At 42.6% G+C, this 13057-nt stretch carries 11 protein-coding genes and 1 pseudogene; 6 read left to right on the top strand and 6 right to left on the bottom strand.

Annotated elements, in window-relative coordinates:
• On the bottom strand, positions 1-271 hold a 271-nt coding region (locus tag F6K51_RS32620; RefSeq protein WP_293028736.1), incomplete at its 3' end, for a hypothetical protein.
• 840 nt (positions 272-1111) lie between these two features.
• On the opposite strand from F6K51_RS32620, the gene F6K51_RS32625 reads away from it, so the two are divergent.
• Entirely contained in the window at positions 1112-1504 is a 393-nt protein-coding gene (locus F6K51_RS32625; RefSeq protein ID WP_293028711.1) for a hypothetical protein, read from the top strand.
• A gap of 155 nt (positions 1505-1659) precedes the next feature.
• Here F6K51_RS32625 and psbA read toward each other — a convergent pair whose 3' ends face one another.
• Together psbA and F6K51_RS32635 are read right to left on the bottom strand one after the other, a co-directional pair.
• A complete protein-coding gene (gene psbA / locus F6K51_RS32630) occupies positions 1660-2739 on the bottom strand; it encodes a photosystem II q(b) protein (RefSeq protein WP_271968296.1) in 1080 nt (359 codons plus the stop codon).
• A 347-nt stretch (positions 2740-3086) separates the two neighbouring features.
• On the bottom strand, positions 3087-4475 hold the full coding sequence (locus F6K51_RS32635) for a GH1 family beta-glucosidase (RefSeq protein WP_293028714.1): 1389 nt from the start codon (positions 4473-4475) through the stop codon (positions 3087-3089).
• Between the two features lie 430 nt (positions 4476-4905).
• Between F6K51_RS32635 and F6K51_RS32640 the strand changes: the two genes are divergently transcribed.
• On the top strand, positions 4906-5199 hold the full coding sequence (locus F6K51_RS32640) for a hypothetical protein (protein WP_293028717.1): 294 nt from the start codon (positions 4906-4908) through the stop codon (positions 5197-5199).
• 350 nt (positions 5200-5549) lie between these two features.
• Here F6K51_RS32640 and F6K51_RS32645 read toward each other — a convergent pair whose 3' ends face one another.
• Positions 5550-7205, bottom strand: coding sequence for a Ppx/GppA phosphatase family protein (locus F6K51_RS32645; protein WP_293028720.1), 1656 nt, complete (start codon positions 7203-7205; stop codon positions 5550-5552).
• A 174-nt stretch (positions 7206-7379) separates the two neighbouring features.
• Between F6K51_RS32645 and F6K51_RS32650 the strand changes: the two genes are divergently transcribed.
• The 3 genes and pseudogenes from F6K51_RS32650 to F6K51_RS32660 all read left to right on the top strand — a co-directional run bounded on the left by F6K51_RS32650 (position 7380) and on the right by F6K51_RS32660 (position 10427).
• Entirely contained in the window at positions 7380-8261 is an 882-nt protein-coding gene (locus F6K51_RS32650) for a 4-hydroxybenzoate solanesyltransferase (RefSeq protein ID WP_293028724.1), read from the top strand.
• Positions 8262-8742: 481 nt separating this feature from the next.
• Positions 8743-9174 carry a hypothetical protein gene (locus tag F6K51_RS32655; protein WP_293028727.1) on the top strand — a complete coding sequence of 144 codons (432 nt, stop codon included), beginning with the start codon at positions 8743-8745 and terminating at the stop codon, positions 9172-9174.
• Positions 9175-9412: 238 nt separating this feature from the next.
• Positions 9413-10427, top strand: a pseudogene (locus F6K51_RS32660) (transposase).
• Positions 10428-10648: 221 nt separating this feature from the next.
• On the opposite strand, the gene F6K51_RS32665 reads toward F6K51_RS32660, so the two are convergent.
• Positions 10649-11038, bottom strand: a complete 390-nt coding sequence (locus F6K51_RS32665) for a sigma-70 region 4 domain-containing protein (RefSeq protein ID WP_364304891.1) — start codon at positions 11036-11038, stop codon at positions 10649-10651.
• 76 nt (positions 11039-11114) lie between these two features.
• Positions 11115-12182 carry a serine/threonine-protein kinase gene (locus tag F6K51_RS32670; RefSeq protein ID WP_293028730.1) on the bottom strand — a complete coding sequence of 356 codons (1068 nt, stop codon included), beginning with the start codon at positions 12180-12182 and terminating at the stop codon, positions 11115-11117.
• Between the two features lie 447 nt (positions 12183-12629).
• Here F6K51_RS32670 and F6K51_RS32675 point away from each other — a divergent pair.
• On the top strand, positions 12630-13057 hold a 428-nt coding region (locus F6K51_RS32675), incomplete at its 3' end, for a hypothetical protein (protein WP_293028733.1).

The following is a 13057-nucleotide window of genomic DNA, read 5'->3' on the forward strand; positions in this document are numbered from 1 at the left end:
AGTAGGGAGTAGGGAGTAGGGAGTAGGGAGTAGGGAGTAGGGAGTAGGGAGTAGGGAGTAGGGAGTAGGGAGTAGGGAGTAGGGAGTAGGGAGTAGGGAGTAGGGAGTAGGGAGTAGGGAGTAGGGAAAAAGTTGTGTGTACCTCAGGTGCGACCCGTGGCGAATTTAATTCGCCAAGGTCAAGGGCACCTAACTTGTGATCAGAAGTGCTATATATCGATGCTATCGCCCTTGATAGTATTTTTCTGTTGATAGTAAACCCAGTTACCACAGACAAATTTAAATTTTTTATAAAGTTATCGACAATTTTATATTAAGTTTTCTGAAAAGCAACGTAAGCATATGCGCTACGCGCACGCGTGCGCGTTCAGCTGTCAGCCGTGAGCCAAAGGCTGACAGCTGAATGCTTATTTTATTCAAATCTCAGACCCCACACCCCTCACCCCAAAGGGTCTATCCCATCACCCCTGACCAATACATGTTTTGAATTCTTTGTCAATCTGTCAACTCTGATATAGCGTTTATATTTGAGTTGTGAACATAGGATTGTTAGGAATTGGGACTTCGGACTTCGGACTTCGGAGCAGTAGGAAAGAGTTTGGAGGATTTTTTGGTCTTCTTAAAAATCAGTAAGATTGTTCATGACCTATTTATAAACGCTATACAAACTTCTCCCTTTCGCCCTGTTGAGATTTCCTGTTGAACCCAAGCCTAGCCAAGGATAGACACAAAAAGGGTCAATGCCATGGTCACTGACCAATGCATGTTTTAAACTGTTTGTCAATTAGTAAATTCTGATACAAATTTCTAGGACCATAAGGAATTTTCGTTTTCGGTAGAAAAATCTTGACTACCTAAAAATCTGTAGTAGATTTAAATTTGTAAGCCTAAATAAGGGTTACATGACACCCGACAGCAGTTTTTTTTAACAGGCTGCGATGGGTGACACATGCTAGTTAGCTATCCATTTTTGGAGTTAATGATCATGAAAGCTCTTTTGAAGACAGATTTTCAGAGGATCTTTAAATAGTGATCGCAACTCAAGAGTAAACACCCTCTGGTGGATCAAGACACTCTCAATGTTAGTAAATAAAAGGACACGAAACCGAAGATGAATATCTTAAAAAATTGGGCAATCAACGGCCTGAAAGCCATCGTTTTAAGCGCTCTGCTCTTGGTATGCACATTGACCATTTCTGTCTCTAGTGCTTCGGCAGAGGTGAGCATGAATCGTTTCTGTTCCCATCTGCACCAATTTACAGGAGCGAATACAACATATCCCCTGAATTGCCAACCCAGTGATTTCGATCTGGTCCAAGCCACATTCTGTGTCCACTTACACAAGTATATAGGCACGAACACTACCTATCCATCTGGTGACGCTCAAGCTTGGTGCGAGCAAAATCCAAATCCTGGAGGGATCGTACCTGAGGATGTTTATTGCACACACCTTCATCAATGGGGAGGCAATAACACCACCTTTCCCATCGATCCATCTTGTTAATAGAGAGACCCCTCTGTTAATGGGTAAAGCCTAGGGGAAAAGATACCAAAGACTAGGTAATATCATTTCCCCCTAGATTGCAATAATTAAACAAAAAAGCGCTCCCCGTCTGGAGAGCGCTTTTCTTTAACTCAGCGTATTATGCCAAGTTGAAATTAACCGTTGATTACTGGAGCAGTCAAAGCTACAGGAGTAGCTTCAGCCGCAGCTAGGTCTAGAGGGAAGTTGTGAGCGTTACGCTCGTGCATTACCTCGAAACCTAGGTTAGCCCGGTTAAGTACATCAGCCCAGGTGTTGATCACGTGACCTTGTGAGTCAATGATGCTCTGGTTGAAGTTGAAGCCATTCAGGTTAAATGCCATGGTGCTGATGCCCAGTGCAGTAAACCAGATGCCGATTACAGGCCATGCACCCAAGAAGAAGTGCAAGGAACGGCTGTTGTTGAAGGAAGCGTATTGGAAGATTAAACGACCGAAGTAGCCGTGAGCTGCAACGATGTTGTAAGTTTCTTCCTCTTGACCGAACTTGTAACCATAGTTCTGAGACTCAGTTTCAGTAGTCTCACGTACTAAGGAGGAGGTTACCAAAGAACCGTGCATTGCACTGAACAAGGAACCACCGAATACACCGGCTACACCTAGCATGTGGAACGGGTGCATTAGGATGTTGTGCTCAGCTTGGAACACAAACATGAAGTTGAAGGTTCCGCTGATACCTAGAGGCATACCATCGGAGAAAGAACCTTGTCCAATTGGGTAGATCAAGAATACGGCGCTAGCAGCTGCAACGGGTGCGCTGTAAGCTACGCAGATCCAAGGACGCATACCTAAACGGTAGCTCAGTTCCCACTCACGACCCATGTAGGCAAATACACCAATCAGGAAGTGGAACACTACCAACTGGTAAGGACCACCGTTGTATAGCCACTCATCTAAAGAAGCAGCTTCCCAGATTGGGTAGAAGTGTAAGCCAATGGCGTTAGAAGAAGGAACAACAGCACCAGAGATGATGTTGTTTCCATACATCAGGGAGCCAGCAACAGGCTCGCGGATACCATCGATGTCCACAGGAGGAGCAGCGATGAAAGCAATGATGAAGCAGGTGGTAGCAGCTAGCAGGGTTGGGATCATTAAGACACCAAACCAACCTACATAGAGGCGGTTGTTGGTGGAGGTGACCCAATTGCAGAACTGAGACCACACAGAGGTGTTGCTCTGCTGTAATACAGTAGTCATGTTCTTATGATTGCGGGTATGAATATGAACTTTTCGAGGTTCGTCCGGCTTGTGTGCGCCTTCATATATTTATATTAAGCAATATATTTATTTTTGTAAAGGGTTTTGAGAGTAATTTCCCCTCAGGTTATTAAATAATGTAAATAAGTAATAATTATATTACTTAAGTATTGACAAAATGATAATAATAGGGTATTAGCCAACAAAAATAGGTAAACCAAAATAGCGATCGCATTTGATCTGGTAGCGATCGCTACTAGGACTTACTCCTTAACCCTCTCCCTAGGGTTACACTAACGGATTACCACTATACCGATAGGGTTTTATCGGATTTATCCGATTAATGATCAAACCACCCGATTATTTTGAATACACTGGGAATACCACTCAAAACTAGCTTTAGGAATACGCTGTTGGGTTGGATAATCAATATAAGTAATCCCAAAGCGCCGATCATATCCCCAATACCACTCAAAGTTATCGATCAGACTCCAGAGGAAATAACCATTAAGAGGATACCCTTCACTAACAGCGCGATGGGCTGCTTTGAGGTACTCTCGGAGGTACATAATCCTGTCCGTATCAATCACCTCACCCCGACCATTCAATTCATCCTGTGCCGCACAGCCATTCTCAGTGATAAACATAGGCAAATCCTGTCGCCCCAGGGTTTCACTGACATGACGAATGCCCCAATAAAGGGAATCTGGTAGGATATTCAGCCAAGGCAGATTCATGCGAGGGTAGCCTTTGGGCATACCAAGGAACTCGTACCCCTGTGGATTGTCAGCAGCCCGGACATAGGTACCAGTGTAAATATTAAGACAAATCCTATCGAGAGGCTGATGAATGATTTGTAGGTCACATGGTCCGATGTCTGGGGCATTGTCTCCTAACACCTCAAGTAATTCAGGACTATAAGCACCAGTCAGAGCAGGGATAATGATACCGCCATTTTGCCCACATAAAGGGAATGCCTTTTTTGCTGCTGCCACATGGATGGGTGACTCATTGATTGGCACCGTGACGGACAAGTTATCCACTAAGGCTATAGAACAGGGAACCCGGGAAGCACTACGGATGGCTTGACAGCCCAAACCATGAGCTAAAAGGGCATGATGGGAGGTTTGCCATACCTGTTTGATGGATGTAACACGCCTACCCGGAGCATGGATCGGGTCGTGCTCAAACCCATAGCCTAAGTGAGTAAAACACATGATCTCATTAATGGTCATCCAATTAGTAATGCGATCGCCTAATTGAGTGACCACAGCGGTAACATAATCCGCAAAGTCAAAGGCCATCTGGCGAGAAAGCCAAGACTTGTATTTGTCTTCTAGGGCTTGGGGAGAGTCCCAATGAAATAGAGTGGCATGGGGAGTAATGCCATGATCTAACAAGCAATCCACCAAACGTTTATAGAAATCAACTCCTTCCTGATTGACTTTGCCACGCCCGTCAGGAATAATCCGAGGCCAAGCAATGCTAAAGCGATAATCCTTGATCCCTAGTTTTACCATCAGCTCTATATCTTGTTCGTAGCGATGGTAGTGGTCACAAGCAACCGTACCGGTATCACCGTTAAGTACTTTTCCAGGGATACCACTGAAGGTATCCCACACACTAGGTTTGCGTCCTCCTTCACTGGCTGCTCCTTCAATCTGATAGGCAGCGGTGGCTACTCCCCATAAGAATTTCTCTGGGAATTGGTAACTGATGCGATCGCCGTTAGTCATTAGTGATTTGTTATTAAGAAAGGGAGTTACGTACTAGATCATCCCACCTACTTTAGTCCTGGGACGAGTTAACCTATCCGCAATCAACGAAGAATCTTAACAGGAATGATAACTTTTGATCCACAGCTTCTCAGGAATTGGGTAGGGTCTTTTAGGGTTGGAAGTCCCCTGCCACTGAGCCGAAATCACTGATATATCAAGCCAGGGACCTTGAGGCCGATCAATTTAACCGAGCACCGGTAGCCCAAAAGAGAAGCCACCAACAACCCGGCTTTATGATCCAGATTCACAGACCTTTACCAAGATTTTTAATGAAAATTTAAGATTTTTGACATTTTCGGTTATCGACAGGGATTTCGCCTAAGGTAGAAAGTGCCAAGTCATACTTTGGCTCTGGCTTTTAACTCACCTGCTTATGCGGTTAAATTTTATGAGCATTTTGCCAAACTTTCTCCGTTCTTTGGTAATAACAATCCTTCTGAGCTTTATGGCTCCAGTGGCACTAGTTATTGGTTTACTTGCAGGTTTTGGTATAATAGGATACATTCCTGGCTTGACAGGGTTTGGTCTTACTGCCACAACTGAGCTATTGAAATTTCTGACTATTTTTGGTAATGGATCCCCAATTCAGGGAGTATTAGTGATTGCCTTTACCTGTAGCCTAGTCGGAGCATTATTTGACCTCTACGCCTGCGCCCGCTACCAAAATCTGAATGATAACTAAGTATAATCGTACTCAAATTTGTTCAAACTCCCCTGAGGTATTGGGGATATGGTTGAGATTAAAATTATCTATTATCTATATCTGTTCTGTACGGGAATTATCCTAATGGTTTAGGAAGGGAAACGAACTCCAAGACCTTTTCGGCGTTGATAGATTGATAACAGTTAGCCGATAAATTGCTAGTTTTATCAGCGGATTTTTCTGGCTAACGATTAGGTAAAAGCAAAATCGTGTAACTAAAATTCCTAAAAATTGACAGGAAACTTTCTACTGGAAGTCTTGATATGTCAATTTTTTTGTAAGCATTCAGCTCTATCAATGCCTCAGAGCCCAGAGCTGAATGCTTAGCCTTAATAAGCGGCCAGGCTAGTCTTGGATGCCAAACTCGCCACCACTTTAACTCCAAATTCCTCTTCAAATACCGATTTTTTATAATCCAAATTCCACAGTTCCAAAGCACAATCATCATTAGCAAAAGCTGGCACTAGATCTAGATGAAGTGCTTTATCATCGGAGCGATAATCCGACTTAACATGCCGAATTGCACCAATATGTCTACGGTCTAAAGCAATAGCTAACCGTAACAAAGCACTAAGCTGACTCACCAACAGGCGATGCTCTTGATTGGCCAGATTATTGTAATTCTCATGCTTTTTCTTCGGAGCACTCTTGCGATGGTAACGAGCCAGATTAGCAATGATTTCAATTTCTGGCTCCAGAAAGCCCAACAGTTCAGCATTGCGAATTAAGTAATAAGAATGCTTGTGGTGGGCCGAATGACTAATATACACCCCACAGTTGTGTAAAATTGCTGCTGCCCAAAGTAATTCCCGTGCCTGTGTTCCCCAATTGTGCAGTTTTCCTTGGGTTTGGTCAAATAAGCTCAGGGCAAAGTTAGCCACCCGCTGACTATAGTCCAGGTTGACCTGATATTTCCCAGCAACTGCGAGCACACTCCTTTCCCTGACCTCATCTTGGTAGCGTAGTCGGTCTTCAATCAATCCATGGGTGAGCATCCAGTCAACGATTAAGCCTTCCCGGAGTGATTGTCCACAAATTATGATCGACTCCATTCCCAGAAGCTTCATAGCTTCTAATAAAATAATTGCCCCAGCAACAATAATTTCTGAACGCCTCTCGGACATCTCTGGCAGGGTTGAGCGTTCAGCCAAACTCATAGCAGCTAAGCGCTTGAGCATTGTTTCCAAATCTTCACGACTGAGCTCATAACCCGTTAGGGGATTAGGTAACATACCCAGATTCTCATAGGCGTGCATCTTGGCTAGGGTCTCAATAGTGCCAGATGTCCCCACTAAACGAGGCTGTTCACTGAGTTTCAAGTTACCCTGGATGTCGTCAACAGCTCGCTCTAACATTCCCCTGACATAGGCTTGCAAATAGAGAAACTCACTTTGGCTGATCGGGTCTGTAGTGACAAACTCCTTTGTAAGACGAACGGCTCCTATCTTTGTGCTACTTAGGGAACGGGGGTTATGACGATCCCCGAGGATCAATTCCGTTGAACCACCACCAATATCAATAATGATATGGGGCTGGTTGTTGAATTCCATAGCTGACAACACACCTAGGTAGATGCGTCGTGCTTCCTCCTGACCAGAAATTAGGTTGACCAATAAACCCAATTCTGTATATACCTGATGTAAAAAAGCCTGGCCATTTGGAGCTTCCCGCACAGCACTGGTTGCTACAGCAACGATGTTTTCAGCATTGAGGCTGGCTGCCATTTCCTTGCAGCGTTGTAGAGTTGCGATCGCTCTATTCATGGCTTCGGGGGTCAACTCACCAGTTCGGGGGTTGCAATTCCCTAACCTGACCGTGTCCTTTTCTTTACCAATAATGGTGAATGCCGGTAGTTTAGGGTCAATTCGCACCACCACCATGTGAATGGAATTGGTACCAATATCGATGGCAGCAATAATGCGCTCTTGCTCTTTGTCAGGAGTGGAAACATGTAGGAAAATGTCTTGGGTCAGTGAGTTAACCATATTGATGTATCCTGCTTACATATATCAGCCCGAAACCTATGAATAACGATATCTTTAAGGAGAATAACAAAAAATAGGCACTATCTCCTATAGTGAAATTCCTCTGATTCGAGGGAACAATGCGGAAAATTACCAACAAACAAAATTACTAACAAATAAGTCACCATTCCTGCTATGATTACCCAGCCAAACCCCAATCCCATACCCACCTGGCTAGCCATTATGCGACTGTTGCGATGGGATAAGCCAACTGGACGATTGATTTTAATGGTGCCAGCACTGTGGGCAGTTTTTTTAGCAGCCCAAGGGAAACCACCCATTCCCCTGGTTGCGGTGATTATTCTTGGAAGCTTAGCCACCAGTGCTGCTGGCTGTGTAATTAATGACGTTTGGGATCACAATATTGATTCCCAAGTGGCGCGAACTCGCTCACGCCCTTTGGCATCCAAAGCCCTATCGGTCAAAGTTGGCGTAGTAGTTGCCTTAGTTGCTATGGTCTGCGCTGGGGTGATTGCTCTGTATCTTAATGCTTTCACCTTTGGGCTTTGCGTGGCCGCTGTACCAGTAATTGTGTTTTACCCATCTGCCAAGCGAGTGTTTGCTGTACCGCAACTGGTTATGGCAATTGCTTGGGGTTTTGCTGTACTGATTAGTTGGAGTGCCATTACTACTACTCTAGAACCAGCTACCTGGTTACTCTGGGGAGCAACAGTACTTTGGGCATTGGGATTTGACACAGTCTATGCCATGCCAGACCGGGAGGATGACCAGAGGATTGGGGTGCGCTCTAGTGCCTTGTTTTTCGGTAAGTATGCTGCTGATGCCGTAGGTGTGTTCTTTGCTGGTAGTGCTAGCTTGCTTGCCTGCCTGGGAGTTGTGATGGATCTCCAACTGGCCTTTTGGTTAACCCTAGTGATAGCGACAGTAGTCTGGATTTGGCACTATACTAGACTACGAAAGCCCAATCATCCCACATCTGTCTATGGAGAGATTTTTCGCCAAAATGTCTGGATTGGCTTTGTGCTACTGGCGGGGATGATTATTGGTAGTCATTAGGGACTTGCGTCAAAAAAAAATACCAATTCAATTAAAGTGGGGTGGGCGAAGTAATCTCAACAAAGTTGCTAGTTATTCTTAGAAAGATTAGCTCTTGATAGCAATAATCGAGAATTGAGTATCTAGTGATACTAAGCTTTGGTGTGTGGAAGGGATTTTGAGGTATTTTTTTAACTAGCTACTGATAACTAGCCACTTAAGTTAATCTAATCTAGAATACTCAACAAAACCAAATTTTTTTGGCCTATCCTACAAGGTAAACACTGGTATTGTGTTTATTGGCTAGTCTCTTAGTCTTTTTAAAATTGCTAACAGTTAATTGTTGATTAAAAACAGTTAATTGCTAATTTTTAATGAGCTGTTTTGCCTTTTGCATGCAATATTTTTGCCTAATGTTTCTTTCAGAGAAAAGATGGGAAACCTAATAGTGTGCAATTGTTAAAATAGTCCGAATCGGCTATTTTCTGTAGAGGTTAAAAGCATGAACATCAAACGATACCAGCTATCAATTATCAGTGCCTGTTTGTTTGCTCTCGTCAGCCCAACCGTTGGTTATTCCCAAGAACCTGAAACTATCCCTGAAGAGGCTGAGACTATTCCTCAAAAACCATTGACTATCCCTGAAGAGGCTGAGACTATTCCTCAAAAACCATTGACTATCCCTGAAGAAGCTGAGACTATCCTCCAAAACGCTGAGATTGGCTATACACCAGAGTTTGTAAATTTTTACATGGGGCAATGTGTTGGCACTAAGGGCTCAGAGGCTCAGGCATTTTGTCAGTGTACCATTGATAAAATTCAAGAAAAATACCCCTATGAAGAGTTTCTAAGTATTGGTCTAGAAATTACTGGTGGTGCGGAACCTCCTGAAGATTTCAATAAACTGATTAAGTCTTGTGAAGCTGAGAATTAGTGATTAGGTAAGCTGTCAGCTATCAGCTGTCAGCTATCAGCTAATCAAGGGGAGGTAGTAAACAAGCCAGGACTTACGCAACTGGCACAGTGGATAGCTTAATATAGTAATTTAGTACTATATTAAGCTACGTCTGTGATCAGCCCTTTTTCAGATTAGTAATAGTAATTAATGGTCGTTCGTTTTTTAATTTTTCTGATAAAATTAGAGGAGGGTGCTTTAAAAAATTCAGTTAGTGATGAAATTTACTAAACTTAACTATTGTCAATACTTATTAAGTAGCCACCTCAATTATACTCTCACCAATTTAGCCGAACATTTAGAGCAGATTAGCCATGATCAAATTAACCGTTATCTAAAAAATGAGAAGTTGACCCCACGCTTACTGTGGGATAATGTCAAAGACTTAATTGAAATAAATGAGCAAGCCTATCTAGTTTTTGATGACACAGTAATTGATAAACGATACTCTAGAAAAATAGAGATAAGTAAACGACAATATAGTGGTAATTCCCATGGTATAATCCAAGGAATTGGATTAATAAATTGTATATATGTCAATCACGAAACCAAAAAGTTTTGGGTAGTAGACTATCGTATTTATGACCCAGAACGGGATGGTAAGACAAAAATAGAACATGTTTTGGATATGCTCCAAAACCTTGTCTATTCTAAGGATTTGCCATTTAGAACTGTATTGATGGACAGTTGGTATGCCACAAATAAAATAATGTTATATATCGAAGGTTTGAGAAAATATTATTATTGTCCTCTCAAACGGAATCGACTTGTGGATGATACTGGCAATTCCCGAAGATTATCAAAGAATTGAATCATTAGTTTGGGATGAGAAAGAATTAAACTCCGGGAAACTAGTAAAAATTAAAAAATTTCCCGGCTCCAAAAAAGTGAAACTTTTCCGGGTAAGTGTCTCCACCGACAAAACGGATTTTATCGCTACAAACGATTTATCTCAGAATTCTACGGACGTTGTACAAAAAGAGTGTAAGGTTCGATGGAAGGTTGAGGAGTTTCATCGAGAATTAAAACAATTGACTGGTATTGAATCATGTCAATGTCGCAAGGGTCGTATTCAAAGAAACCATATTGCTTGTGCTATTTTAGTTTGGCTCAGACTCAAAAATTTAGCTTATAAAAGTGGTCAAACAATTTATCAAATTAAGCATGGACTCTTTTCGAATTACTTAATTAACCAACTAAAACGTCCCGACATTACTATGTCTATAGTTTAGTTATTACACTCTCGCCGTGCTCTAGCCCCACCATTAGTTGTGCCAGTTGCGTAAGTCCTGCAAGCTTACGGGCTGGTACGGCTGCTTGAAAATCTCTGCTAGTCTTACTGATCCGACCTCGTCGAGTTAAAGCCCCTGATAGCACCTCAAGTACCGTGCGCGTAGTGCATCAACTGATAGCTGATAGCTGATAGCTGAATACTTACATTAGTGATTAGACATCATTGGTGAAAATTAGCGATTAACCCTTGTGATGTCAAATTTCTGGCATTGCTGAGGGGCGGGATGAATATCAGTGGGGTGGGCATCCTGCCCGCCTGGGAATTGTAACGGGCAAGATGCCCGTTCCACAGCCAGATGCCCATTCCACCAAGATGCCCGTTCCACAGCCAGATGCCCATTCCATCAAGATGCCCATTCCACAAAATTATTAAAATCATGTAGATTTGACTCATGGGTTTGCGCCACAACCCTCTAGAGGTCTTCAGTTGACTTGCAATTTCCTGATATTCCATCTCACTCGCGAAACGTAGCAAGAAGATTTGCTCCTGATCTGGGGAGAGTTGATGCTGATGAGGGATGTTAACTAGGAAGGGATGAGACAGCCTTATTAAAGTTTAAAATTATTCTAATTTTTTTTGAGCCTTGAAAGAATAAAGAAAGTATAGGTTTTCTATATTCTGAGTTTCAACACCAGGGATCGCATGACCGAGGGACAGGAGGTTGTGTTGTATTGGGAACAATTGGTTCTTGTGGCTTTTCAGGACTTTGATCTTTTTTTTGTTTACCTTCTCCTGTTGGCTTGAAAACTAAAAAGAAAAAACCCAAAGCAAGGATAAAAGAAAACCAGCAAGCTAAAAGCATCGCCCCAAAATTAAAGTGTGGAGATGCGGGAGCTTTTGGATTTGGTTGAAGAGGCTTAAGTGTTATGGTTGGTTGTAGTTTCTCTGTAACCTCCTTAAGTGCTTCTAGTGCCTGAGTTGCACAGGAGTAACGCTCATCAGAGTTGTAGCGTACCATTTTATCTAAAACTGCTGCTAGTTCATTACTGACCTTGACTTGGTTATTATGCCAGATTATTTTGCCATTTTCATCCGATTGTAGGGGGTTGGGCAGTTCTCCTGTAAGTGCTTCGATTCCAATCATTCCCACTGCGTATAGATCACTACTGAGGTTAGGATGACCCTGATCTTGTTCAGGAGCCATATAGTCTGGTGTGCCAATCCTAACAGTCCCTGCTCTACGCTGGTTATCAGGTTGCCACTTTTTTACGGCTCCAAAGTCAATCAGAACCACTTTCTTATCTTGCTCACGTCTCATTAAGTTAGACGGTTTAATGTCGCGGTGGATAAGGTTATGCTGTTGAATAACTTCTAATGCCTGTAAAATTTGTTGTAAAAGCTCTATAACTCGTTTTTCCTGCCACTTTTCCCCTAAATTCAGTTCTTTACTTAGATCATGCCCTTGAATATATTCCTGAACTAAGTAGCGCTGATCGTTTTCTTCTAAATAAGCCATTATTTGCGGAATTAGGTCATTTTTGGCTAATTCTTGCAAAGTTTTTGCTTCTTCTTCAAATAATCGTTTGGCTATCTCCCACTCAGAGGCGTCGGTAGTCTCGGGCTTCAATTGTTTAACTACACAGTAGGGAGAGTCCAGTAAATGTCGATCTTTTGCTAACCATGTCTGACCGTATGTACCTTCGCCAAGTTTGTCGATAATGTGATAGCGTCCGCCTATCGTTGTTCCTAACATCAAATCTACCCTGTACTGTGTAAGTCTTGGTGTATTGATTTAGAGGCTATGAGCCGAGATTTCCGGAAGTATGTCAGTTTTGGATATACCTATTCAGGTAAGTTTGGCTGTAGCTTGCTTGGCCATAAGCGCTACGAAACCTAAAACCCAACATTGATCCAGGTGCTGGGTTACTCTTCGAGAAGGCTGACGCTCCTTAGGTCGCGATCGCTTGGCTTCACACCTACGTTCCAAAAACCCAGCCCACAAAGCTGATCTGCTCCCAGGTTGCCTCTATATCCCCTAAAACAACCTTACTAACTCTTTAATTTAAAAGTAAGTGAGCCTCTAAAAAGTAAAGAATTGTAAACTTTAGTTGCCGCTGATTCCAATCTAACTATATTATTAATCCCGAAGGTTGACGAAAGCTTTAGGTTAAACCCTTGTCAAATTTTCGGATATCTGCTCATGAAGAGCAACTTGTTCCATAGGATTACTACTGCTGCCATTACCGGAATTTCTCTTTTGGGCTTTGGGAAGACGGTTTGGGCAATTCAGGAGTTGCAATCTACTGAACCTGTTTGGGGAAGAATTAGCTTCACTGACACGCCCACTTGTCACTTGACTCAAGAAAAAATCTGTAATGAGTATCATTTCAAAACAATCTCAGGCTACGACATCGAATTAGAGACAATTCCTGTTGCGGATTCTGGGGTTAATTTGAAGTTATATGTAGTTGATCCCAATGGCAGGTTGCTGAAATCGATTGATCAGGAGGGAGTAGGAAAGCGAGAAAAATTTAAGGATGATAATACGGCTGAAACAGGAACTTGGAGAATCTTTGTGTCTTCAGTTGATAACAGCCAAGGAAACTATCGATTTGTTCTCAAGCTAAC

The sequence above is a fragment of the Moorena sp. SIO3I8 genome (assembly GCF_010692325.1).
Classification (GTDB): Bacteria; Cyanobacteriota; Cyanobacteriia; order Cyanobacteriales; family Coleofasciculaceae; genus Moorena.